21 protein-coding genes are annotated in these 23,336 nt (G+C 60.8%); 8 read left to right on the top strand and 13 right to left on the bottom strand.

Annotation, left to right across the window (positions count from 1 at the left end; translation table 11 throughout):
• Positions 1-83: 83 nt before the first annotated feature.
• Positions 84-1,067: a phosphorylase gene (locus tag AAIH46_RS08470; RefSeq protein WP_430305415.1), complete on the bottom strand. Its 984-nt coding sequence runs from the start codon at positions 1,065-1,067 to the stop codon at positions 84-86.
• A 16-nt stretch (positions 1,068-1,083) separates the two neighbouring features.
• On the bottom strand, positions 1,084-1,479 hold the full coding sequence (locus tag AAIH46_RS08465) for a hypothetical protein (protein ID WP_430305414.1): 396 nt from the start codon (positions 1,477-1,479) through the stop codon (positions 1,084-1,086).
• A gap of 974 nt (positions 1,480-2,453) precedes the next feature.
• On the opposite strand from AAIH46_RS08465, the gene AAIH46_RS08460 reads away from it, so the two are divergent.
• Positions 2,454-2,696, top strand: coding sequence for a hypothetical protein (locus AAIH46_RS08460; protein ID WP_430305413.1), 243 nt, complete (start codon positions 2,454-2,456; stop codon positions 2,694-2,696).
• 174 nt (positions 2,697-2,870) lie between these two features.
• On the opposite strand, the gene AAIH46_RS08455 is transcribed toward AAIH46_RS08460, so the two are convergent.
• Both AAIH46_RS08455 and AAIH46_RS08450 read right to left on the bottom strand, forming a co-directional pair.
• Positions 2,871-4,862: a BCCT family transporter gene (locus tag AAIH46_RS08455; RefSeq protein WP_430305412.1), complete on the bottom strand. Its 1,992-nt coding sequence runs from the start codon at positions 4,860-4,862 to the stop codon at positions 2,871-2,873.
• Positions 4,863-5,058: 196 nt separating this feature from the next.
• Positions 5,059-6,411 (bottom strand): chloride channel protein, encoded by a 1,353-nt coding sequence (locus AAIH46_RS08450; RefSeq protein WP_430305411.1) that lies wholly within the window; start codon positions 6,409-6,411, stop codon positions 5,059-5,061.
• A gap of 379 nt (positions 6,412-6,790) precedes the next feature.
• Here AAIH46_RS08450 and AAIH46_RS08445 point away from each other — a divergent pair, with 379 nt between their 5' ends.
• On the top strand, positions 6,791-8,056 hold the full coding sequence (locus tag AAIH46_RS08445) for a DUF2254 domain-containing protein (RefSeq protein ID WP_430305410.1): 1,266 nt from the start codon (positions 6,791-6,793) through the stop codon (positions 8,054-8,056).
• 57 nt (positions 8,057-8,113) lie between these two features.
• Here AAIH46_RS08445 and AAIH46_RS08440 read toward each other — a convergent pair whose 3' ends face one another.
• The gene (locus tag AAIH46_RS08440; RefSeq protein ID WP_430305409.1) at positions 8,114-8,692 is read right to left on the bottom strand and encodes a carboxymuconolactone decarboxylase family protein; all 579 of its coding nucleotides are present in this window, start codon (positions 8,690-8,692) and stop codon (positions 8,114-8,116) included.
• A 172-nt stretch (positions 8,693-8,864) separates the two neighbouring features.
• On the opposite strand from AAIH46_RS08440, the gene AAIH46_RS08435 reads away from it, so the two are divergent.
• Both AAIH46_RS08435 and AAIH46_RS08430 read left to right on the top strand, forming a co-directional pair.
• Positions 8,865-9,179 carry a hypothetical protein gene (locus tag AAIH46_RS08435; RefSeq protein ID WP_430305408.1) on the top strand — a complete coding sequence of 105 codons (315 nt, stop codon included), beginning with the start codon at positions 8,865-8,867 and terminating at the stop codon, positions 9,177-9,179.
• Between the two features lie 159 nt (positions 9,180-9,338).
• Positions 9,339-9,860 (top strand): cupin domain-containing protein, encoded by a 522-nt coding sequence (locus tag AAIH46_RS08430; RefSeq protein WP_430305407.1) that lies wholly within the window; start codon positions 9,339-9,341, stop codon positions 9,858-9,860.
• A gap of 110 nt (positions 9,861-9,970) precedes the next feature.
• Here the strand turns inward: AAIH46_RS08430 and AAIH46_RS08425 are convergent, their stop codons facing one another.
• From AAIH46_RS08425 to AAIH46_RS08395, 7 genes are all read right to left on the bottom strand, one after another.
• Positions 9,971-10,465 (bottom strand): ferritin-like domain-containing protein, encoded by a 495-nt coding sequence (locus AAIH46_RS08425; protein WP_430305406.1) that lies wholly within the window; start codon positions 10,463-10,465, stop codon positions 9,971-9,973.
• Positions 10,466-10,573: 108 nt separating this feature from the next.
• Complete coding sequence (locus AAIH46_RS08420; protein WP_430305405.1) at positions 10,574-11,176, bottom strand: general stress protein; 603 nt, start codon at positions 11,174-11,176, stop codon at positions 10,574-10,576.
• A 25-nt stretch (positions 11,177-11,201) separates the two neighbouring features.
• A complete protein-coding gene (locus tag AAIH46_RS08415; protein ID WP_430305404.1) occupies positions 11,202-11,519 on the bottom strand; it encodes a PepSY domain-containing protein in 318 nt (105 codons plus the stop codon).
• A 199-nt stretch (positions 11,520-11,718) separates the two neighbouring features.
• Complete coding sequence (locus tag AAIH46_RS08410) at positions 11,719-11,973, bottom strand: hypothetical protein (protein ID WP_430305403.1); 255 nt, start codon at positions 11,971-11,973, stop codon at positions 11,719-11,721.
• Positions 11,974-12,195: 222 nt separating this feature from the next.
• The gene (locus tag AAIH46_RS08405; RefSeq protein ID WP_430305402.1) at positions 12,196-12,657 is read right to left on the bottom strand and encodes a BLUF domain-containing protein; all 462 of its coding nucleotides are present in this window, start codon (positions 12,655-12,657) and stop codon (positions 12,196-12,198) included.
• A 12-nt stretch (positions 12,658-12,669) separates the two neighbouring features.
• Positions 12,670-15,024, bottom strand: a complete 2,355-nt coding sequence (locus AAIH46_RS08400) for a bifunctional diguanylate cyclase/phosphodiesterase (RefSeq protein WP_430305401.1) — start codon at positions 15,022-15,024, stop codon at positions 12,670-12,672.
• A gap of 409 nt (positions 15,025-15,433) precedes the next feature.
• On the bottom strand, positions 15,434-16,162 hold the full coding sequence (locus tag AAIH46_RS08395; protein WP_430305399.1) for an SDR family NAD(P)-dependent oxidoreductase: 729 nt from the start codon (positions 16,160-16,162) through the stop codon (positions 15,434-15,436).
• 99 nt (positions 16,163-16,261) lie between these two features.
• On the opposite strand from AAIH46_RS08395, the gene AAIH46_RS08390 reads away from it, so the two are divergent.
• From AAIH46_RS08390 to AAIH46_RS08380, 3 genes are all read left to right on the top strand, one after another.
• Positions 16,262-16,684 carry a winged helix-turn-helix transcriptional regulator gene (locus tag AAIH46_RS08390; RefSeq protein WP_430305398.1) on the top strand — a complete coding sequence of 141 codons (423 nt, stop codon included), beginning with the start codon at positions 16,262-16,264 and terminating at the stop codon, positions 16,682-16,684.
• A 525-nt stretch (positions 16,685-17,209) separates the two neighbouring features.
• Positions 17,210-18,274, top strand: a complete 1,065-nt coding sequence (locus AAIH46_RS08385; protein WP_430305397.1) for a porin — start codon at positions 17,210-17,212, stop codon at positions 18,272-18,274.
• A 100-nt stretch (positions 18,275-18,374) separates the two neighbouring features.
• Positions 18,375-19,415, top strand: coding sequence for a porin (locus AAIH46_RS08380; RefSeq protein WP_430305396.1), 1,041 nt, complete (start codon positions 18,375-18,377; stop codon positions 19,413-19,415).
• A 649-nt stretch (positions 19,416-20,064) separates the two neighbouring features.
• Here AAIH46_RS08380 and AAIH46_RS08375 read toward each other — a convergent pair.
• Positions 20,065-22,128 carry a lytic transglycosylase domain-containing protein gene (locus AAIH46_RS08375; RefSeq protein WP_430305395.1) on the bottom strand — a complete coding sequence of 688 codons (2,064 nt, stop codon included), beginning with the start codon at positions 22,126-22,128 and terminating at the stop codon, positions 20,065-20,067.
• A 217-nt stretch (positions 22,129-22,345) separates the two neighbouring features.
• Here AAIH46_RS08375 and dapA point away from each other — a divergent pair, with 217 nt between their 5' ends.
• Positions 22,346-23,230 carry a 4-hydroxy-tetrahydrodipicolinate synthase gene (dapA, locus tag AAIH46_RS08370; protein ID WP_430305394.1) on the top strand — a complete coding sequence of 295 codons (885 nt, stop codon included), beginning with the start codon at positions 22,346-22,348 and terminating at the stop codon, positions 23,228-23,230.
• Positions 23,231-23,336: the final 106 nt, after the last annotated feature.

Raw genomic sequence — 23,336 nt, 5'->3', positions numbered from 1 at the left:
CAAAGGCTTGGGCGCCCCTTTTTCAGATTCGATACGTATACCTGTTCTTTCAGCAAAAAGGCAGCCAGCTGTTGCGTCCTTGCCTATGCCCCCTCGATAATGGCTCTAGCGAACGAGGCCGCGCAGAGGCTTGCGTAGGTCTGCCAGTTATCGTCTTTACTGCTGTCCCCGTAGTCGCAGATGCCGCGGACATTGAGATAGCCCATACGCATCGACGCAGCTGCAATAGCCACCCCGGCACCTTCCATTTCATAAGCGATGATTTTGTGGTTTTGGTTGAGCTCGTTCCTGAACGCCGCATCCTTGAGCAGAATATTCGCCGAGCCGATTGTACCCACATGCACGAAAGGCAAATCATCCGACCGTTGAAAATTGTGGCCCTTGCTGTAGTTGCGCTTAACCGAATTTGGGTCCTGCGGAGGTGACGGGCGCTCTGCGTTAGCAAGTTTACTAACATTTAGGGAGATGAAGTCCTCCCAAGCCTTCCGCGGGGCGTTTGAATCGGTTCGAAACTGCGATGCGACCAAACGGCGAACAGTCGCCAACATGCCGCTATCTCCTGGTTGAAGATTGTCGCCACGAAGTTCTGTCTTTCCGTCCGTACGTTTAATATGGTCGTACTGTATCATCTTATCGCCGACCACGATATCGCCCAAACGCACGTCCTTTTCCTTGTCTGATAAGTTAGGTTGTCCTGCCGCGATCCCTATCAAAATAACTGTTTCCAACCAAGGACACTTATGGGCAATCAGCGCCGTTGCTGCAGCTGCTTGAGCGATGCCTTGGCCGCTTGTGCCGGCAAGCGCCACATACAAATCGTTACCAGCCCGATCTTGGAGCGTGACGTACTCAATCATCGCCTCCCGCTTCCCAATGACGGGGATGACCTCGGGTTCACCAAATACGATGTTGGTTGCAGCGTATTCATGCGGGATCGCATTGATTACCGCGACCCTAAGTTTTTTAAGTACTTCGGTCTTCTTCGCGACGAGCTCTTGGAGAATTTCAGCCCTTTGTTCAGGCGGAAGGCCTCTCATCTTCGTGTTCGCGTCTCTTATGTCGTTCAACCTGCTTGCCTCTTGACTACGCGTGAACCAGAGACAAGGCTTTTCTTGCGGCACTCAACTCGCCACGCGCAGCAAAAGCCTCTGCGGCTTCGATCGCATAGAGGTCGCGGCTCATTCCCTTTCCGAGCTTGGCGTAGAACTTTGCCTGAGCCAAAAACATTAAGCCAAGGTGGTCATCACGGTCGGCGTCCAGAAGGCGGCGATGCAGACGTTCGCAGAAGTCAATGGCCGCGCGTTCGCCTTCCAATGTAGCGATGTAGAAGCTGAATGCGATGAAGAAATCGATCTCTTCAAAAAAGTCTTGCCGGGAGGTCAGACTATGAACAAAGTCGGCGGAACGCTTGTATTCTGTAAAAAGTGGCTTGAACCTAGCGTCAATGTTTTCGCCGAACTCGAACTCATCTTCATACATGACCGAATCCTCGCATGTCTGATTTCGACAACTCGTGTAGGGAACCCCATTCCGGCGACATGCACACATTTGGGCCTTACACGAACCGACTTTCCGGTGTCAGGAGTTCAATTGTACAAATGTAAGGTTAACGAAGTGCCTATCGGCGTGCTTCAGAATCGCTGGGAGCGGCTTACACGGTGCTTCAGCCGGCGGACCGCTGCGGACAACGAGAATCAGCTTGGACACAAGTGAACATCAACTGCCGACCCATCCCGATAGAAAGCGGGAAGCAGAACGCTTTAACATAAATCTGATGCGAGCTCAGAAATTCAAAAGCCTTTCTGAATTCAAGACGCGGCCTCTGTTTTGGGCTTGGCCAACGCAATGATCCGTGAAACTGATGCTAAGCCAACACCAAGCGCTTCGGCGATTTGCCTCTGTGATGTGCCGTTTAAATGCATCGCAATGATATGTTCTGTCTGCAGCTGAGCAGGACCAGGTCGCACTAAAGAGTTGCGTAAGACCTTGATATTCCACATGTTCTCGGGGTTCGCATTTATGTTCTGCCCAATCCGCCATAGTTTTGCGTAAGCGGCTGCTGATAACTGAGCCGCGCTTTGCTTTACTCGCTTCCGGATGGCGGTAGACGTGGGCTGTGGCGGCGATCTCGCCAATCGGATACTGCTCCGACTGTCCAGTGAACATCCTCGGTCTTGATCCGCTGCAGAACTTGCGCAGGAATAAGCGGTAAATCGAGAGATGCTATACAGCCCCGGTAGCTTCGTCCGGCGCCGATGGGCCGACTGATCGGTTCAAACTTTCGGCGTTTTCAGTTTCGGATCTTCGCGGCTGACCCGGCAGAACAAGCCTTGCGGCACTATGTGCGTGAGCGGAAAACGCGGTCACGGCGGACCAGGGCATCCGCTTCCATCGGAACCAAGTGAGCCGCTGCATCTTATGAGATTGCACACATCACAGGCGGCACCGAAATTATGATCTTCAGTTCAACCTCATCAAAGGTCCTGTCATCGGAGGACCTGGAAGAAATAGAGCGGTTCCATTCCGCCTGGTGTGAAGAAAACGGCGTTGAAAAGTCGGACGAGCGGGCACTGGAAGTCGCCTCCGCGTTGATCGACTGGTATTCGGCCGATACCCGGTACCGCTCAAGCAGCAATCAGGCGCCGGCGCTGCCTGTTTCCGAGAAGATCAAGGCTCTTCTACTTCAGATAACCTAATCCAGGTGCCGCGGATTTCATGTGGCGCGCGCCTGTATGCTCCATGTGATCTATCAGCTGACTGATTACGCAAGCGACTCAACTGGACAGCTGGACCGACCTCAGTGTCTTGAGAGATTCTGGAAGCCTTCAACTCCGTTGGAGCGGCCGGGACGATGCTGATCGCGCGATTTTCTAAACGCCCGACTGATGGCCAGGGGCGCCGTGCACCAGCTGGAAATCAGGCGAATGAACCAGATGCAGATACCGCTCAAATTGCGCCAACACGTCGCTGATGAGCTGGTCTCTCGACATGCCCATCACGTCATAGCCTCTGTTGCCACTCGAAAAATACGTCCTGGCCTCATATCTGAACTCAGCCTCTCCAGCCCGCACGGGTGTGAAGCTGGCGATACGGTGATCAGTCAGCGTGACACCGTAGACGAAATCCCGCACACCGTCCGCGGGTGACCGCAAGGCAATGGCGCCGTCGGCTTCTTCGACCACGTTCGACTGTCGACCTCGAGAGCTCAACTCTGCCGCCACCTGATCGAGAGCGGGTCTGACCTGTGTCGTGATGAACTGCCGCACGTCCTTTTCCGTTGCAGCGGTCAGCATGAGCGCAAGCCGTCGCTGCCATGTTTGCCCGGACGCTGGCTGAGCGGAAGGCAGCAGGTTCTGCCCGTGATGCGCTTCTCTCTGGGCAAGATCCTCCCTCATGCCGAGATACAGTGAGAAGACAAGCCCCAGCATGACCACAGAAAAGGGCAGGGCGCTTGCGATAGTCGCAGACTGCAAGGCTGTCAGTCCGCCCGCAAGCAGCAGGCAACCCGCCACCACCCCTTCCATGCCACACCAGAATACCCGCTGGCCGGTCGTGGTCTGCGTTTCGCCGCCCGCGGCAATGGAGTCGATGACAAGCGCACCGGAATCGGCCGAGGTGATGAAGAAGATCGACACCAAGACCACCGCAAGAGTTGATGTGATTGCGGGGAGGGGAAGGTACTCGAAAAAACGGAACAGTCCGACGGACACGTCATCGGCAATGGCTGCTCCAAGTGCACCGCCAGCAGCGCCGGTGTCCAGGAACATCGCGGTATTGCCGAAAACGGTCATCCAGAAAAATGTGAAGCCAGCCGGGATGAAGAGAACAGCGGCGACGAACTCACGCACGGTTCTGCCGCGGGAAATGCGGGCGATGAACATGCCGACGAAGGGCGACCAGGAGATCCACCACGCCCAGTAGAACAGCGTCCAGGCGTCGATCCAGGGCGTTGGCTGGTAGGCATAGATGTTGAAGGTGCGAAGAACGAGCGTGTCGAGGTAAAGACCCAAATTCTGCACGAAGTCACGCAGCAGCTGGCTTGTCGGTCCGACGACGAAAACGAAGAGCATCAGCAGGATGGCGACAACGAGATTGGTCTCCGACAGGATGCGGACCCCCTTGTCCAGACCCGTGACGACGGAGACTGTTGCCATCGCCGTCACGACCGCGATCAGGGGCAGTTGCACCTCGATGCCGATCGGGACCCCGATCAGATGGTTGAGACCGGCATTGATCTGCGACACGCCCAAGCCGAGAGACGTTGCGATGCCGAACATCGTGCCGACGATCGCGAAGATATCGACGGCATGACCTATTGGCCCGTCGATGCGACCTTTCAGAAGCGGATAGAGCCCCGAGCGGATGGTCAGCGGCAGATTATACCGGTAGCCGAAGTAGGCGAGTGAGAGACCCACCACAGCGTATATCGCCCAGGCGTGCACACCCCAGTGAAAGAAGGTGACCGTCATGGCCTCGCGCATGGCGGCGATCGATCTCGGCTCGGCAGTGGGTGGCGCCATGAAATGCGTCATGGGCTCGCCGACAGCATAGAACATCAGACCAATCCCCATGCCGGCAGCAAACAGCATGGCGATCCAGGAACTGAACCGGAAATCCGGAACAGAGTCGTCCGGCCCGAGCTTCAACTGGCCAAACCGCCCGAAGCAGAGCATGACGACAGCCAATAGGAAGATGCCGACCGAGAGAAGATAGAACCATCCGAATGTCTGGAGAATCCAGGCCTGAATGGCCCCGAAGACTGCTCCCGCCTGTCCGGGTACGAGGATGCCGACAGCCACGAAAATGCCGATCACGATCACAGAGCCATAGAAGACCGGCGGATTGATAATGAAGCTTTTCATGGTTCGTTGTGTCGCCCCCTACTGCATTCGCTTCGGCATCTCGGCACAATTGGTATTGGTTTATACGGAAATTAGGGGAAGTTCATATGAAGTCCACCATTGACTTGGCGCGGGGCATGGTCCGGAACCGCGGCGATCGCGGTGGGCAGAGCTGGCCTCTTCAACTGGCAAAAGCGGAAAGCTGATTGCCCGTGCCCTAGGGGACGTGCGGGCTCTGGATCTCGTCGGCACGTCTTGCCCTGATCGCTGCGGCAATGAACACCCGCGAGAGGCCGTGATACAACGGCTCGCGGGAGAGGATCCTCGACGTGACATAGCCGATCATCGAGACAGCCATGATCGAGATGACGGCATCGTGGTCGCCAGTCATCTCGAGGATGATGACGAAGGCGGTCATTGGCGCCTGCACGACACCGGCGAAGTAACCGGCCATTCCTAGTATTGCGGCCAGTGCTATGCTGCTTCCCATCAACGTGCCGATGGTGCTTCCGAGCCCGGCCCCGACCGAGAGCGACGGTGCAAATATTCCGCCCGGGATGCCGGACATCATCGAGGCAAAGCTGGCAAGCAGCTTTTCGGCAAAGAACATCAGCGGAAGCGGCTGGCCCTCGACTGCGCTTCTCGCCTGATCATAGCCGGTCCCGAATGTCTCTCCGCCAGACATCACCCCGATTATCGCGACTGCGACGCCGCATGCGAATGCCAGCCACACCATCCGCTTGAGAGGCGCCGGTTGCGCCCAGCGGCGGACACGGGATCCAATCTGCAGCGCGAGGCCGCTGAACCCGGCGCCGAGAGCCCCGCCGCCGACGCCACACGCGATGACCAGGCCCCAGTCGGCGATCTCGCTGGGAGCCGCAGACGCCGTCCCGAAATAGTTGTAGCTGCCGGATATCCCGAGTGCCGCCAGTCCGGCCAGAATGACAGCCGTCAGAACGAGACCATTGGCGCGCGATTCGTATGTACGGCTCATCTCCTCTATCGCAAAGACGATGCCGGCGAGCGGCGTATTGAACGCGGCAGCTATGCCTGCCGCAGAGCCGGCAAGGATAAGGCCTCGGGTGTGCGCCATGCCGCCAAACCTGGCAACCGCCAGCATGAACGATGCGCCGACCTGTACGGTCGGCCCTTCACGGCCGATCGACGCGCCGGAGGCCAGTCCGAGTACCGTCAGTACGATCTTTCCGAATGCCAGTCTCAAGGACAATAGGCGCGAACGGTCAGCGTCCTCGCGCAAGTGACGGGCCGCTATCGCCTGCGGGATGCCGCTGCCCTGTGCGTTGGGAAACAGGCGTGCTGCAAGATAGGCCGACAGTGCAAAGCCGAGCGGCGTAATGATCAGAGGCAAACAGAACGACCATTCACCGGAGGACGTCATGCTCGTGAAAAGACGCTGGGTGAGATCAGCCAGCTTCGCGAAGGCGACACTGACGACACCGATGGCGAGTGCTCCGGTCCAGAAGACCAGCCGCGGCTTCCAGACCCGTGCCGATCCCCAGACGACGCGCGAACGACGGAAGACCTTGGTTTTTCGGTAGACTGTGCGCACTTGGGCAAACTTCTAGCAGATCATGGGATGGGATTGCCGCTGCAGATTTGGGCAGAGGCAGATCGTCTATTAACCAGAGGCCCGTCCGGCATGGCAACCCTTGGCCACCATTCTTGCGGAACTATGGCCTCTGGCGAACTCTTGTGAAAGCGTAAGACGCCGGTAGCAGCAGCTCCAACCCGGCATCTTCAACACGGCCGTTTCGCCGAAGAACAACTGAGGCAAATCGCAATCCTGCACTTGGCAGAGCGTCCTTCACGTCTCTACCGCCTACCTCTCATGAAACGACTGCACGGTGGATGGTCCCACTTTCGGCTCGGACCCAACTTGCCGTGTGCTGCGGAGGGACTATGTCCGCACGACAACGCGAGGCTCTATCATGACGTCAAGGTGGGTGTGGCTAATCTCCAGGGTCACGCGGCGCATCTGGCTGAGGGCGACGTTGTTTTCGATCTTGGCGGTCGCCACGGCCCTCGTTGCGATCGTCGTGTCTCCCTACATCCCTGTCGGGCTATCGACGAAAATTGGAGCCGATGCTGTCGACAACATTCTCGGCATCATCGCGTCCAGCATGCTCACCGTCACGACCTTCTCACTCAGCACCATGGTCTCGGCATACTCTGCAGCGACAACAAATGTCACTCCGCGGGCGACGAGACTGGTGATGGAGGACAGCACGACACAGAACGTGCTCGCCACCTTTATCGGCTCCTTTCTCTTTAGCCTCGTCGGCATCATTGCGCTCACCACTGGCGCCTACGGCGAGCAAGGTCGGATCGTTCTCTTCTTCGTGACGATCGGGGTGATCGTTGTCATTGTCGTTACGCTTCTTCGTTGGATCGACCATCTTTCCCGGCTTGGGCGCGTGACGGAAACAACCCAGCGGGTAGAGGCTGCTACAGTGAAGGCGCTACGGGCTTCCAAATCTGCGCCTCATCTCGGTGGTCAACCGCTCGACGCTGCGTCCGGCCTGATTGGACATCCCAACCACCCGATATTCTCTTCCGATATCGGCTACGTCCAGCATGTGGATGCCGCAGCCTTGTCAGCGATTGCCGAAGAGGCTGAGATCGATATCTCCGTCGTGGCCATACCCGGGAAACTGGCCGATCCGTCGGAGGCCATCGCCTGGTCGAGCGGCGGGTTGGACGATGAACTCACTCACCGGATCGCATCCTGTTTCACCATCGCTGACACCCGATCCTTCGAACAGGACCCGAGGTTCGGGGCATCCGTGCTGTCGGAAATCGCCTCTCGCGCCTTGTCGCCAGCCGTCAATGATCCAGGGACGGCGATCGATGTGATCTCCAGGGCTCTGCGCATTCTGGCTGTTTGGGTTGAGCCAGCGGAGGACCCGGAACGGAGCCAGGTAAGGTATCCGCGACTGCATGTCGTTCCGATACGGCTGCAGGATGTGTTCGATGATCTATTCACTCCGATAGCGCGTGATGGCGCCGGTCTGGTGGAGGTTGGACTGAGGCTGCAGAAAACGTTCAAGGCGTTGTCGCGCATGAGCGAGAAGGAGTTCCGCCTCGATGCCGCGAGACATTCAAGAGAGGCTTTAGCCAGAGCTGAGGCAAGTCTCCATATCGAGGCGGACAAGCAGCGAATACGGGATGCGGCACTGATGCCGGCGGCCGATTGAGGTCGCTGTGCATTGAGCTCGCTCACGCCGACACCGGTACCGTGCTCTAACGTCGGGCTACGTCCGCCCGACCGCCATCAACTCCCTGACAGCCGGATCGTCATCTAGGAATTCCATTTCGACGGTCGCACCGACGGCATCGAAGTAGCGGCTCATGAAGCTCCTGAACGAGGCGGCCAAGGCGATGTCGGCTATGTTGAGATCTGAGAGGCCGGCATCTCGCAACCGATGGATATCGGCTTGCGTGATCCGGGACGCGTCGCGGGTGATCTGCTCCGCGTAGGCGAGCATCTCGACCTGCTGGTCGCTCAGCCCGGCGTTGCGGTAGTCGCTCCGGATTGCTAGCGCCTGCTCGCGCCCGAGCATGCCTGACAGGCTGCGGAAGTAGACGTGGGAGCAATAGCTCGACGGCACGTGCCGGGCGACCACGAAGGTGATCAGCCGGAAATTGAGAAGCCCGAGGGAAGACCCGTCGCGTATCTGATGGAGCAGGTTCTCGACGGGGACGAGGATATCCGGACGCGCTGACCAGCACTGGGTCGCCTGCATGACGCGCCCCGTCGACTGTATCTCGCCGCTGTAAAGCGCGGCGATCTCGCCGTCTGCCTCGCCTGGTTCGACTGTCCTGATGAACATCCTGTGCCTCCCTTGGCCAAAGAGCGCCACGAAGCTACGCGAAAAACGAGCAGATGACGACACCCGCGTCCAGTCGGTTCGCGCCGATGTGCATTGCCCGCGAGAGCCGCGATGCCTGTGGGAACCAGAGGCTCGACATCCCGTTTCCCTCGCACGCAACAGGAGCCGCTTGATGTCCAGTGACAATGTCAAAACCCTCTACGCCACGTTCGATACCCGGCAAGCTGCCGACCTCGCCATCGAGCATCTCGTGCAGCAGTACGGGATCGACCGCACGGATGTATTCGTCGAGGCAAAGGGGGCGGACAATACGGCCGGTACGGAACCCTCTGGAGGTGATGTCCTGAACCGCGAAGGCTCTGGCACACGCAACGATGCAGCGCTTGAGGGACAGCTTCAGGTGTCCGTCGATCTCGCGCTTGAAGATATCGCCAAGGCACAGGCGGCATTCGAAGAGGCCGGCGCGCGCGACGTGTCGAGCCGGTAACCGGCCGGGATGAGAGTAGGCGGAGCGCTTGTTCGCGCGCTCTCGCCTACCTCCGTGCAGCCTTCCGTGAGCTTCGTCTGAAACATTAAGCCCGCGCATTGAAGCGGCCGTGTAGCACGGATCTTTCAAGACAGCATCGTCCTGACGCAGTGTCAGGCATTGCTTGAGAGGAAGATTCCAGTGAATACATCTGTTGCGATCCTGCCCATCAACCCGAACGGCGACAGTGAATGGCGGGAAGTCACGCCTGGCGAGCGCTTCAGGCTACTGACGTCGGCTGCCGACACGAACGGCATCTACACCATCATCGAGATGGTCGGCGAGGCTCGCAATGGCGTACCCGTTCACACGCATGCCAACGAAGAGGAACACTTCGTGGTGCTCGAGGGCAGCGTTCATCTGACCAATGGGGACCAGAGCCTGTCTCTATCTGCTGGAGACGCGGCGACTGTCAAACGGGGAACGCCCCACGCATGGTGCAATCTGTCGGATGAAGCAGTCCGGATGCTCATCATCTTTTCCCCGGGACACATGGAGAAAGCGTTCCGGATGATCGGCGCGCTCAGCAACGGCGATCTTGAAGCCATTGCGAGTTCGGCGGAAGATTCCGGCTCGACGATCGTCGGGCCTCCGCCATTCGATAACATCTACTCCGTCCTGTCGCCTCGGCCGCAAGCCTAGGCGACGTGCCGCTCCAGGGGAGCAGGCGCAAGCGTGAGACGATCGTGGTCGACTGGCCCTTTGTAAGCAGGTCGAAGGGCTCCCGGCACCGGGAGCCCCAGATCGTGACGTTATTCGGCTTTCTGATTGACGACCGAGGTCGCAAGCTCGGTCAGCGCGATGTCGGTGGCCTGCTCTTCGTCGAGCGTCGTCTGCAGGAGCTTGGCGGCATCCTTCATGTCGAGCTCGAGAGCCCAGGTACGCAGCGTGCCGTAGCGCGACATCTCGTAATGCTCGACGGCCTGAGCTGCAGCCAGCAGACCGGCATCGAGAGCCGGCGAACCCTTGTATTCCTTCATGATCTCGTCGCCTTCGTCGGTGATCCCGAGAATGGCATCGCAGGTCTTCTTCTCCGGCTTGGCGCCGATGATCTTGAAGACCTGTTCGAGGCGCTCGATGTGGACCTTGGTTTCCGCAAGGTGCTTCGTGAACGCAGCCTTGAGTTCCTTGCTCTTGGCGGCCTTTTCCATTTTCGGCAGTGTCTCGACGATCTTGCCTTCGGCAAAATAGACGTCCTTCAGCGTGTCGTGAAAGAGTTCGTCGAGCTTCTTGATCTTGTCAGCCATGATGGGCTCCTGTCCGTTATGGCCAGCGTCCGGTGGCCTCGGGTAGCAATGGGAGGCGCACGTCCCGACGGACGGGTCGTGCGCCATTGATATTAGAGACCGGCGATATTAGAGGCCGGTGCGGCGGTAACGCTGGCGTTCCTGCTCGACCTGGTCGGGACCATAGGGATCAAGCGTGTCGTCGAACGTCGACCAGCCTTCCTGATTGTAGGCTGCGCGTCGCTCGGTCGGATCGACCCAGTTCGAGCGCTTGAGGATCACGTCTGCCTGCGGTGCGAGCACGTCGTCGACCTTGGCAGTGACCAGAGAGCCGCCGCGACGAACGCCTTCCGCATAGACATGCGCGTCATCTTCGGAGACACCAGAGCTGGTCATGGCACCGACCAGACCGCCCGCTGCGCCGCCTGCGACAGCACCGGCGACTGCACCGGCAGCCGTTGCAGCCAGCCAGCCGGCGGCAACGACCGGACCGACGCCCGGAATTGCCATCAGGCCCAGGCCCGTCAGCAGACCGCCAGCGCCACCGACCACGGCGCCGATACCGGCTCCCGTGCCGGCGCCTTCGCCTGCGTTGGAATGCTCGCCGTGACGATTGTCAGCATTGTTGGATACGATGCTGATGTCCTTGGAGGGAACGCCGGCGGCTTCGAGTGCGCTGACGGCTGCGCTGGCATCGGTGTAATCGTCGAAAAGTCCAGTGATCGTCTTCATATGATAGTCTCCTTGAAGGATTGAATTACTTGGCGACGACGTTGCCCTGATAGTCGAGGGCAATCATGACGGGCTTGCCGTCCTTCATGCCGGACGCCATCCAGATGCCCTTGTCATCCTTCTTGAGATCCTTGATGTCGGCGTAGCCTGCCTTTTCGATGCGGCTCTTCGCCTGGCTTTCGGTGAAGCTGTTGGCGCCTTCGACGGGCGCCGTCGTGTTCTTGGAGTCCGGCGTGGCGACTGCCGGAGTGTTGCCGTTGGTCGTGGCGGCAGGTGCCGTCTGGGCGACAGCGGAGAGCGCGGACGCGCCAAGAAGCGCCGCGGCGTAGATGATTTTCTTCATGTCGGGAATTTCCTCTCGTTTGGATCCTTGTTCACAGATCCGTGAGCAGGCAACCCGCTGGGAGAGGTTTGGTTCCGTCGCACCGCACAAGTTGGCTACCGGCGGGAAGGGCGCGTGAACCACTTCCACCGGGAAACGACGATGACGTCAGCATGACCGCCGACCTTTAAGGACGGTGAGCCTTCAGGGGGTCGGAAGTTCACGGCGCTTGCTGCTCCGCCGGTGTCGGACCAAGGCTCCGTTCCCGTTCGTAGCGCTTAAGCAGATCGAGATAGCGGGATCGACATTCCTGCATGTCGATAGCCCCGCTGGTCCAAAGCCCGACCAGCTCCATGAATTCCGCGTCGGCATCGATCGCCACGCCGCGCTCGCGCATACGGGCGATGACCCTGGCGGCGACCGTCTGCCGCGAATGGAGATTATCGGGTCCGCGCTGCTTGGCTCGCTCGGTCACGACGCTGACATCCTCCCCTCGGACTGAAACCTATCTCTTGAGGCGGCCGAACCTGCGACCGCTCCCGAAGTTCCATGACCATGGACGCTACATCCGCCACCCGTCCGGGCGCTCTGGCAGACGACACGAGATGCGAGGATTCAGTTCTTCGCTATGCGAGCGGCAAGGGGGGGCGGCCCGGTCACAGGGTCTGCTGTCGACGCGGCGGCTTATCGAGGATGCCTAGCCGTGCAGCGGGAAACCTGCTCCGGTCGCGACCCTCGCATTGCTCACCAGCACAGATCGCATCAGTGCGATGATGGCACTCGTCCTGAGGGCGTCCGGCCGGCCTGAGCCCTGCAGGCCGAATTCGCTGCAGAGCTGGAGGACATCTTCCTTATTGTTGACGCGGATCATCCGCCATTCGGGAAACGCCCGCTCTTCGGCCGCTGCAAGCTCGATCAGCCGCACACGTCGGTGCCGGAGGTCGCGGCAGATCCTTTCGAAGGTCGTCTCCAGCGCCGTCAGAGGCCCCTCAAGGGCCTGGATGAAGACGCCATTCGACGCGATCAGCGCACCGGAAAGATTGTCGCGTGTATTCGCAAGTGCCGACGACGCCACGATGGCCTCGATCTGCTGATCGAGCGGACTGGCTTCCGGCGACAGGGCGATGTCGCTCCGGTACAACAGGCGGTAAAGGGGCATGGCGTGATCTCCCTAGGCGACGGCTTTGTCTGCGACGCTGAACAGCGACCTGATCACCGATCGTTCAACCGGTCGGCTGATGAGGTAGCCCTGAATTTGATTGCAGCCCTCGGCAATGGTGAAGTCCCGCTGTTCGGTCGTCTCGACACCTTCAACGGTGACCGTCATGTTCAGCTTGGCGGCAAGCGACGTGATCGCCTGGACGATGGCGACTGCATCCCGATCCTCGGGGACCTGCCGGACGAATGACTGATCGATCTTGATCTTCGTGAACGGGAAACGTCTGAGATAGCTGAGCGACGAATATCCGGTGCCGAAATCATCCATCGAGATATGGATGCCCATCGCACGCAATTCGTGGAGAATGCGGTAGGCCGTCTCGCCGTCCTGCAGCAAGGCGCTTTCGGTGATCTCGAGCTCCAGCCGTGAAGCGGAAAGGCCAGTCTCACGCAGGACATTCGCCACGATGGCGGTGAAATTGCTGTCGCGAAGCTGGAGCGGCGACAGGTTGACGGCAATCGAGATATGGTCGGGCCAGGCGGTAGCCTCCAGACATGCCGTCCGCAGCACCCATTCTCCCAGCGCGCCGATCACACCGATCTCCTCCGCCAGGGGAATGAAGTCCGCCGGCGCCACCATTCCTCTGATGGGGTGTTGCCAGCGAACCAGCGCTTCGGCGCCCTGATACGCTCCCGAACCCGGATCGACCTGCGGCTGGTAGTGAACGTCAAATTCCTCGCGGGCCAGTGCACGGCGCAGATCGAGCTCCAGCGCCCGTCGCGCCTGCGCCCGTTCGCTCATCTCTTTTTCAAAGTGACGGAACGATGCGCCGCCACCGTGCTTGGCGGCATAGAGCGCCAGATCCGCATGACGCGACAGCAGGGTCGGTTCGCAACCATCACGAGGCGCGACGGCGATGCCGATGCTGCTGGTGACATCGATCACCGAACCGTCGATCAGGAACGGCCGTTCGAGGAGATCGGCGATCATGCCGGCAGTTCGATCGGCATGCTCGGCATCTCGGACGATGACGGCGAATTCGTCGCCGCCCAGCCGTGCGACCACATCAGCCTCCCCGACGCAGGCACAGATCCGCTTGGCAACGCGCGTGAGAAGCTGGTCGCCCGTCACATGCCCCAGCGTATCGTTGACGGACTTGAACCGGTCGAGGTCGAGGAGCAGCAGTGCGAACGGATGGCCGTCGCGCTCTGTCGCATGGCAGCAGCCTTGCAGGATCTCGTTGAACCGCTGTCGGTTCGACAGGCCCGTCAGATCGTCGAAATAGGCGAGCGCATGCATCCGGCTTTCGGTTCGGAGCCGCTCGCTCTGATCTCGAACGGCGATGATGGTCTGCTGTCTGGTGCCGACAGCTACCGTCTTGCGCAGAATGCGCACCGGGATCGATCGACCGTCGGCATGGTTGAGGCTGGCGTCCTGTTCTTCTCCCTCGTCCAGTTCGGATGCCATAAAGCCGGGGATGAGCGCAGTGACCGGCCTGCCGGCCGCATCCTCTTGCCGAAGGCCGGCCAGGTTGGAGAAACTGCTGTTCGTCGCCTGGATGATGTCATCCTCGCAGATGAGCAACCCTTCGACGGCGAGATCCGCCAGTTGCTTCAGACGAAGTTGATCGCGGCGCTGCTGCGCACGTGCGGCCAGCGCGAATCGGAGACCGACAAAGGCGAGCAGGACCAGTCCAGCGCTGACGGATGCGACGATCGGTGCGATGACGTCCGGAGAGATGGCGCTCTCCGGCAGTTCGATGCGCGGATCGTATTCCAGCTGCAGCGCTGCCATTCCGGCAAAATGAAGAACCGCTACTGCAATGACGAGGAGGGGAGCCGCCAGCCTCCTCAGTGCGCGCCGCTTATCGCCGGCAATGACCATGGCAACGGCGAACAAGGGCAGGCTGGCGACGATCGAAAGTCCGATCAACCTGGTGTTCCAGCTGACGTGGCCGGTAACGAGAAAGGCGGACTGTCCAAGATAGTGGAGCAGGATGATGCTGCAGCCGAGCAGCAGGCCCGACGCCATTCGGCAGAGCCGGTTGCGTCTGCCGATCGCTGTCGCGACGGCGATACCGATACCAATGATCGTGAAGAGCAAGGAAGCAGCCGTCAGAAGCGGTTCAAACCCGCTCAGCATGCCGGGCTGAAACGCAAGCAGGCCGATCATGTGCGTGGCCCATGCGGTACAGCCGGCAGCCAGGATGGCTACGCCCGCCCATGTCCGTCTCGAGGGGCCTTCCGCACGGCTCGCATGTCTGGCAATCGAGAACGAGGCGTAGACGCCAACGATGCACACGATCGCGGCAATGGCCAACAAGTACTGATCATGCGCTTCGCGAAGACAGCTGTAGACGTCCTGCATGGGCTTCCCTCCGTTCCCGAAGGCTCATATCAGCGAGTTCTTAACGGCTGATAGGAAAGGCACGGTCGAAGGTCGGAATATGATAAATAGATTGTGTAGAATAGTTGCATGTCTTGGCGGCCGATCTTGCCCGCGTTCGACGGCCCGGTCCGGCGCCTCATTTATATCAGTAGTTACTTATACAATCGACGCCTGCTAATCGCTGATGGATCGCGTGCCGGCAGTTTCCGCCGCCATGGCTAGCCTGTTCCGGCTCCAGCCGGGATGTCATCGCGCCCGCACGATCGATCTCCTGCGTCACTGCTAAGGTCCGACGCGGGACATGGATGCGAGATGGAGGCGTGTGCGGATACCGGCGCCGCCAGACGGGCGCCGGTATCCTCTCTATGTATGTGCGTCTGCCGCAGCGTCAGACCTGATTCATGCCGCCATCGACGACAAGTTCCGCGCCGGTGGTGAAACTGCTCTCGTCGCTGGCGAGGAAGAGTGCCGCCGCGGCCACTTCTTCGGGCCGGGCCATGCGGCCAAGCGGCACCAGGCTGACGATCGCGTCGCGGATCTCCTGGCTGGCATTCGCCATCATCGGGGTATCCGTCGGTCCCGGGCTGACAACGTTGACGCGGATGCCCTTCGGCGCGAGTTCATTGGCCCACGTCCGCGCGAATGCGCGAACCGACGCCTTGGTGGCGCCGTAGACACCATATCCCTTCGTGCCGATATCGCCGGCGATGGAGCCGATCAGCACGATCGTCCCGCCTGGCTGCATCAGTTGGATCCCGCCCTGTGCCGCCAAAACCAGGGACCGGACGTTGAGGCCGAAGGTCCGGTCGAAGTGGTCCTCGCTGAGGTCTTCAAGGAGCGCGTGTTCGGCAAGCCCTGCATTCACCACGAGGACGTCGATGCGTCCCTCCTCGACCCTTATCTCTTCAAAGACGCGTCCGAGATCGGCGTTGCTGCTTGCATCCGCCTGAACGAAGAGGACGGAGCCGGTGCCCTTTGCTCCGGAAATCCCGTCGCCTCCCTTGCGGCTGGTGGCGTAGACGCGGGCGCCTTCGCTGGCGAACCTTTGCGTGATGGCACTGCCGATCCCGCCACTGCCGCCGACGACCAGTGCGATCTTGTTTTCAAGTCTGCTCATGTGACCTCCATCAGAGAAAGAAGAAGGCTCACAGATATATATGCTATATCTACGGTCAATTACGCGCTATGGGTAAAGCAGATAACCCGGAGTATACCGATGTCAGCCCTGACAGACGATCGTTTTACCGAGATCAGCCGGCCAGCGCGGCCGAAGCCCGTCTCGCCGGAAGCCTTGCTGGACGTCCAGAAGGCGCGGCCGGTGCTGGAGCAGATCGCCAACAAATGGTCGATCCTGATTCTGACGGTCCTGTGCACGAGGCCATCGCGGTTCAACGAGATCATGCGACGTCTCGACGGCATCACCCACAAGGCGCTCGCCGACGCGTTGAAGCGGTTGGAGCGCAACGGCCTCATCCGCCGCGAGGTGCTGACCACCACGACGCCGGTCGGCGTCGAGTATACGATCACGCCTCTCGGCCATTCGCTTCGGGAGCCGTTCGAAGCGCTCTACGCCTGGGCGATGGCGTATGGACCCGAAATGGAAGGTGCGCAGATGGAGTACGACAGCGCCCGGACGTGATCGCGTGTCTCCCTCCGTCTCCCGGTCTGTCTTCTCCTCTCTTATCATGGCGACTCGCATGCGAGCCCGTCCGCTGCTGCGAGAATCGCACCGCACGATTCGACCGATTCTGCGTCTGCAGGCTCTGTCGATGGCCGGCGAAGACAGGCGGCGCTGGCGATACCCGACCTCCACCTTTCCGAAAGACGCCGCGTTTCCCGGGATTCGCGTTGGTTCCTTGGCATCCGACGTCGTCTTCCGGTCCGCATAAATGCTTGTCCCTTAAGGCTTTTCTTAATGATTGGTAAAAATTGAACGGTTCGCCTCACGGTTTTGTGTCCTTTCAGCAACAGGACTTGGTGAAGCGGGTGTGCAGGCAAGTCTGGCGGGCAGTTCGCGATTGCAAGCCGATGTCGGTCTTGTATGGTCACCAACAGAAGCGAGGCGGTGGATCGTCTGTCTTCTAAAACCGACGGGGATGGGGCAGGGAATGCTGTCCTTCAGCCAAAGAACCCATACCCTTACGAAACTTGACTGGAGGTCATTATGAACATCAAGAGCCTTCTTCTCGGCTCCGCTGCTGCACTCGCAGCAGTATCCGGCGCTCAGGCTGCCGACGCTATCGTTGCTGCCGAACCCGAGCCGATGGAATACGTTCGCGTGTGCGATGCATTCGGCACCGGCTACTTCTACATCCCGGGCACCGAAACCTGCCTCAAGATCAGCGGTTACGTCCGTGCACAGTTCGACTGGTCGAGCTTCGACCGCGCCGGTGGCGCTGACGACTTCGACTGGAATGCTCGTACCCGTGGCCTTCTGACCGTTAACGCCAAGTCCGACACCGAACTCGGTGCGCTGGCTTCGACGATCACGATCCGTACCTGGGCCGAAGGCGACGCTACGCAGAACAGCCTCGACCTCGACGAAGCCTTCATCACGCTCGGCGGCTTCCGCGTTGGCTACGGCTACAACTACTGGGACCTTGGCCTTTCGGGTGAAACCGACAACCTGGGCTCCAACCGCATCAACCAGATCGGTTACGAATACAACGCTGGCGCCATCAAGGCAGGCGTATTCGTTGACGAGCTGACCAAGTCCTACAGCCGCGGCGGCGCAGCGTTCAACGCTGGCACCTACGGCACCGGCGGCATCAACGACGGCATCAACGACAACGTTGGTGTTGAAGGTCAGATCTCCGGCGTTCTCGGCCCGGCACAGCTGGCTCTCCTCGGCGGCTACGATATCGCTGCTGAAGAAGGCTCGGTTCGTCTGATGGGCACCGCTGAAATCGGCCCGGGCACGCTCGGCGCTGCTGGTATCTGGACGTCGGGCGTCAACGCCTACTACGACGTTGCCGAATGGACCGTTGCTGTTGAATACGCAGCAAAGATCACCGACAAGTTCAAGCTGACCCCCGGCTTCCAGTACTTCTGGAACACCGGTGTTGACGCTGGTGGTTCGTTCACCGACGGCGACGCTTGGAAGGCTGGCGTAACCCTCGACTACGCTATCACTGCCGGCCTGACCTCGAAGGTCAGCGTTCAGTACACGGAAGACGACAACGCTGCCGACGTATGGGCTGGCTTCTTCCGCCTGCAGCGCACGTTCTGATCGAACGCCGCTTCCTGATTTAGGGATAGGCCCGGCATTGCGCCGGGCCTGTTTCAAGCTCCAAAACGTTATTATATAACATTATCAGGGGATGTGTTCCATGCACATGAAATCTCTGCTTCTCGCTTCTTCCGCAGCGCTGATGGCCGTATCGACTGCACAGGCTGCCGACGCTATCGTTGCTGCCGAGCCCGAGCCGATGGAATACGTTCGCGTCTGCGACGCATTCGGCACCGGCTACTTCTACATTCCTGGCACCGAAACCTGCCTCAAGATCAACGGTTACGTCCGTGCACAGCTGGATTGGTCGAGCTTTGATCGCGGTCCGGGCGTAGACGATTTCGACTGGAACGCTCGTACGCGTGGCCTTCTGACCGTCAATGCCAAGTCGGACACCGAACTCGGTGCGCTGGCTTCGACGATCACGGTTCGTACCTGGGCTGAAGGCGATGCTACCCAGAACAGCCTCGACCTCGACGAAGCCTTCATCACGCTCGGCGGTTTCCGCGCTGGCTACGGCTACAACTACTGGGATAACGATCTGTCCGGCGAAACCGATGATATCGGTTCGAACCGCATCAACCAGATCGGCTACGAATTCACGACCGACGCATTCTCGGTTGGCATCTTCGCCGACGAGCTGACCAAGACCTACAGCGATCTGTTCCCGGGCTACTACACCGGCAACGACAATGTTGGTATCGAAGGCCAGATCTCCGGCACCTTCGGCGGCATCAAGGCCTACCTGCTCGGCGGCTACGACTTCGCTGCTGAAAACGGTTCGGTTCGCGCTCTCATGACCGCTGACATCGGCCCGGGCCAGCTCGGCCTCGCCGGCATCTACTCGAGCGGTGCAAACGCCTACTACGATCTCGCAGAATGGACTGTTGCCGCTCAGTACGCACTGAAGGTCAACGACAAGTTCGGCATCACGCCGGGCGTCCAGTACTGGTGGAACCGTGACGTCAACCTGGCGAACGGCGACTTCAGCGGCGACAGCGAAGCATGGCGCGCCGGCGTGACCCTTGACTACGCGATCACCGCCGGCCTGGATTCCAAGGTCAGCGTTCAGTACACCGAAGAAGACGGTGCAGCTGCCGACGTATGGTCGGGCTTCTTCCGCCTGCAGCGCACGTTCTGATCCGCATTCGACCCTCCAGTCAGAAAGGCTCGGCCGCAAGGCCGGGCCTTTTTCGTTTTACCGTCTAGGGACCTCGGCACCAACTGGGCTGTCGAAAGGCGGATGTTGCGGCAGTCGTTGTGAGGCTCGAGAGCTCGGGCGTCGGCTCGCACCGCATGTCGCAGCGAGCAGCCCTTCCGGCACAAGTTCGCGGTGCTGGTCCTGCGGCATTCGCGTCTTTCCTCTGCCGTCAGCGCGGCGCGGTAGAAAGGTTGGGGGGAGGAGCCGCGGCCCACCCATTGGCCAGCGGCGGTCAAACTGCTAACTGGCCATGTCTCCGGAATCATTGTTGGCAAATGCCCGCGGAATTGGCGCAGCCCGTGCACGATGGCAGGCGGCGTCGATGTCATCCGCCTGTTGACGAAGCCAATCCGCACGGTGAGAAGTTCTCCCCTGGTGCGGTTGGTGATGCGTTCCAGTCGAGATCACGCTGCGCAGGAGAGCGACGCGTAGCGGTTCGAAGGCGCGTAGCGACGTTCTCACGCAATGATCGCCGCCTTGTCGGAAATTCCCCGGGGCTCGGTCTCGGTCCTGCAGATGAACCTCAGAGATTCCTGCGCAGCGGTGCGATGACTTCGTCGGTCACGACCCAGCACGACCGCAACCGGGATTACTGGCGGCCGAGGCGCAGGTCGCTGTCAATCTCCGCCGTCTGGCCCAGGCGCACCTTGTAGACCTCGTAATTCTCGATCACCCGCTGCACGTAGTTGCGGGTCTCCGGAAACGGAATTCGTTCGATCCAGTCGATCACCTCATCGAGCGGCTTGCCGCGCGGGTCGCCGTAGCGGGCGATCCATTCGGGAACACGGCGCGGCCCGGCATTGTAGGCGATGAAGGTCAGAATGTAGGAGCCGCCGAAGGCATCGATCTGCTCGCCGAGATAATGGGCGCCAAGCGTCGCATTATATCCGGCGTCGGTGGTCAGTCGGTCGGCCTTGAAGTTGAGGCCGTGCCGCTTGGCGACGCCCTGGGCTGTCGCCGGAAGGATCTGCAGCAGGCCGCGGGCATTGGCCGGCGAGACGGCGGCGGGGTTGAAGGCGCTTTCCTGGCGGGCGATCGCATAGGCCAGGGCCTTGCCGGATCCGGCAATGTTGGCGCTCGAGGGAATGACGCCGACGGGGAAGGCGAGCGCCGCCACATCGACACCGCGGTTGAAGGCGGTCTTGCCGATCTGCAGCGAGAGTGCGTGGTTGCGGTTGTGCTCGGCGCGCGCCGATAGGATCGCAAGTTCGCCAGGGCTCGTCAGCTCTTCTGCAAGCGCCTTGTACAGCGCATCGGCACGGTTCGCATGTCCGGCGGCGTCCAACCTGTCGATGGCGCGCACGGCCTCGCGCGTCTCGAAGGTCAGCCGGTCGCTGCCGCTGGGCGAGGGGTAGGAGACGTCGAGCGTCTTCATCTGCAGCTTGGCGGCGGCAAGCTGGCCGTAGAAGGTCGCCGGATAGCGGGCCGCCTTGGCATAATAGTCCGCAGACTTGCCCGGGCCTCCAGCTTCCGCTGCACGGCCCAGCCAGTACCAAGCGCGAGAAGCCGAGAGCGGCCGGGTGGAAGCCTGCAGGATGCGCTGGAAGTGACCCTCGGCAGTGGCCGGATCGTTCAGAGCCCGCAGCGCGTACCAGCCCGCATGGAACTCGGCGTCGGCGATATCGGCCGGCGTGGCGGCGGCATGGCTCGCAACCAGCCGGTAGGCTTGCCGGTAATCTCCCTTGTCTGCCAGCCCGCGGGCAATGATCCGCCGCTCGTTCCACCATTCGCCGGCATTCACCAGTTCGGATGTGGCGCGCGGAGCTTTTTCCAGGATCGCTGCCGCGTCCTCGTAACGATCCTGATGGCGCAGGTGTTCGATGCGGACGAACAGAAAGGCCGGATCCTTCGCAAAGGAGGCGCTCGCCGTATCGATCAGTGCGGCGGCGTTCTTGGCCTGGCCGGCGACCGCTGCCCAGGCAGCATAAAGGCTCTGCGCCGCGCCGAGGTCGGCAAATCGCTTCGCCTGGGCCACACGGCCGCGATACATCAGGTAATCCATCCGGCCACGGTGATCTGCGGCCGTGAGCAGCCGGCCGAACTCCTGCAGCAGCCGGTCCTCGAAGTCCTTGTCGAGCGCCGTACCAGTCCAGAACGGTCGCAATGTGGCTGCCGCATCCTTCGGCTTGCCGGTCGCGACAAGTGCGCGGGCGAGCACGATGGCGCCCTGCGGCGTCTCAGGCCGGGTCTTGCCGAATGCCGCCAGTGCTTCCTCAGGCGAGGGCGCTTCCAGGTAGAGTGCCCGCTCGGAACTGGCACGCAGATGCTGCAGGCCCGGCCAGCCGCGCAGCTCCTGCTGCGCTTCGGCTATCTCGCGCGACGGCACGCCGCGCTGCCCGGAGGTGGCGATCGCCCAGGTGAGCAGGTGGCGGTCGAGCGAACCTCTTGCCATCCCGTCGCGGGTGATGATTGCGGTAGCAGGGTCGCGGTCGGAAAGGGCGTCGAGACCAGTCTTCAGCTGGGTGATCGGCGCCGCGTCGGGCACTGCGCGCGGAATGGCTCCGGTGATTTCAGGGGTCGGCATGGCCGCGTCGGTCAACCGGTCCGGCCGCGCATAGGGAAGCGGTGCCGGACCCTCTGGCAGCGGTGCGCCCAAGGCTGTTTCCAGCCCTGTCGACAGGATCAGGAACGCGATCAGAACAGACTTTTTCATCCATTCACTCGTGGCAAGAAGGAGCTACCCCCAGTTAGCGACGGGTCTTGTTAACGGAACCTTACCGGATGCCGCCGCGTGTGTCTTCAGCCCATCACGATCTGTTGCAATTCAGCGAGAACTCGGCTTGTCGCCCGCAATCGGCCGCTCTATGGTGCCCGCCTCATAACCGGATATTACGGCCGAAGCGTGAAGTCGGCCGCGCAGGAGTCATCGCATGTTCAAGGGGTCCATGCCCGCGCTCGTCACACCGTTTACCGACGCGGGTGCAGTGGATGAGGAAGCCTTCGCCGCCCATGTGGAGTGGCTGATTGCCGAAGGTTCAACAGGTCTGGTGCCGGTCGGCACGACCGGAGAATCGCCCACCCTGTCGCATGCCGAGCACAAGCGGGTCATCGAGATCTGCATCGAGGTCGCTGGCGGCCGGGTGCCGGTCATCGCCGGGGCCGGATCCAACAATACGCGCGAGGCGATCGAGCTGGCGCAGCATGCCGAGAAGGCCGGCGCCGATGGCCTGCTGGTGGTCACGCCCTACTATAACAAGCCGACGCAGAAGGGCCTGATCGCCCACTACGGCGCGATCGCCGAGGCTGTCAGCCTGCCGATCATCATCTACAACATTCCGCCGCGCTCGGTGATCGACATGCTGCCGGATACGATGGGTACGCTCGTCAAGGCGCACAAGAACATCGTCGGTGTGAAGGATGCAACCGGCAAGCTGGAGCGCGTCTCCGAGCAGCGCATCACCTGCGGCACCGATTTCGTCCAGCTGTCCGGCGAGGATGCGACGGCTCTCGGCTTCAACGCCCATGGTGGTGTCGGCTGCATTTCGGTCACCGCCAATGTCGCGCCGCGTCTCTGCGCCGAATTCCAGCAGGCAACGCTTGCCGGCGATTTTGCCAAGGCGCTCGAATACCAGGATCGGCTGATGCCGCTGCACAAGGCGATCTTCATCGAGCCTGGTCTCTGCGGCGCGAAATATGCGCTGTCGCGGACCCGCGGCATGAACCGCACCGTCCGTTCGCCACTGCTTTCGACGCTGGAGCCCGGCACGGAGGCGGCGATCGATGCAGCACTTCGACATGCCGGCCTGCTGAACTGAGAGGCAGCATCCGGCCGCGTTCCGCGGCTTCCGACCGAAGCTGGCGCCGGATGACTTTCCAAGCCGGGTACGAAACACTACATACAGCCACCGGGCAGCGCCGAAT

Origin of the sequence: Rhizobium sp. 0TCS1.26 (assembly GCF_050455525.1) — a bacterium.
Classification (GTDB): Bacteria; Pseudomonadota; Alphaproteobacteria; order Rhizobiales; family Rhizobiaceae; genus Neorhizobium.
The sequence above is the reverse complement of the archived record's forward strand: the minus strand, read 5'-3'. Positions and strand labels throughout refer to the sequence as shown.

Bases quoted from the DNA above. Each gene is read 5' to 3' on its own strand.
- AAIH46_RS08465 (WP_430305414.1), bottom strand. From the start codon at position 1,479: ATGTATGAAGATGAGTTCGAGTTCGGCGAAAACATTGACGCTAGGTTC.
- AAIH46_RS08460 (WP_430305413.1), top strand. From the start codon at position 2,454: ATGATCTTCAGTTCAACCTCATCAAAGGTCCTGTCATCGGAGGACCTG.
- AAIH46_RS08455 (WP_430305412.1), bottom strand. From the start codon at position 4,862: ATGAAAAGCTTCATTATCAATCCGCCGGTCTTCTATGGCTCTGTGATC.
- AAIH46_RS08445 (WP_430305410.1), top strand. From the start codon at position 6,791: ATGACGTCAAGGTGGGTGTGGCTAATCTCCAGGGTCACGCGGCGCATC.
- AAIH46_RS08440 (WP_430305409.1), bottom strand. From the start codon at position 8,692: ATGTTCATCAGGACAGTCGAACCAGGCGAGGCAGACGGCGAGATCGCC.
- AAIH46_RS08435 (WP_430305408.1), top strand. From the start codon at position 8,865: ATGTCCAGTGACAATGTCAAAACCCTCTACGCCACGTTCGATACCCGG.
- AAIH46_RS08425 (WP_430305406.1), bottom strand. From the start codon at position 10,465: ATGGCTGACAAGATCAAGAAGCTCGACGAACTCTTTCACGACACGCTG.
- AAIH46_RS08420 (WP_430305405.1), bottom strand. From the start codon at position 11,176: ATGAAGACGATCACTGGACTTTTCGACGATTACACCGATGCCAGCGCA.
- AAIH46_RS08415 (WP_430305404.1), bottom strand. From the start codon at position 11,519: ATGAAGAAAATCATCTACGCCGCGGCGCTTCTTGGCGCGTCCGCGCTC.
- AAIH46_RS08405 (WP_430305402.1), bottom strand. From the start codon at position 12,657: ATGCCCCTTTACCGCCTGTTGTACCGGAGCGACATCGCCCTGTCGCCG.
- AAIH46_RS08400 (WP_430305401.1), bottom strand. From the start codon at position 15,024: ATGCAGGACGTCTACAGCTGTCTTCGCGAAGCGCATGATCAGTACTTG.
- AAIH46_RS08395 (WP_430305399.1), bottom strand. From the start codon at position 16,162: ATGAGCAGACTTGAAAACAAGATCGCACTGGTCGTCGGCGGCAGTGGC.
- AAIH46_RS08390 (WP_430305398.1), top strand. From the start codon at position 16,262: ATGTCAGCCCTGACAGACGATCGTTTTACCGAGATCAGCCGGCCAGCG.
- AAIH46_RS08385 (WP_430305397.1), top strand. From the start codon at position 17,210: ATGAACATCAAGAGCCTTCTTCTCGGCTCCGCTGCTGCACTCGCAGCA.
- AAIH46_RS08380 (WP_430305396.1), top strand. From the start codon at position 18,375: ATGCACATGAAATCTCTGCTTCTCGCTTCTTCCGCAGCGCTGATGGCC.
- AAIH46_RS08375 (WP_430305395.1), bottom strand. From the start codon at position 22,128: ATGAAAAAGTCTGTTCTGATCGCGTTCCTGATCCTGTCGACAGGGCTG.
- dapA (WP_430305394.1), top strand. From the start codon at position 22,346: ATGTTCAAGGGGTCCATGCCCGCGCTCGTCACACCGTTTACCGACGCG.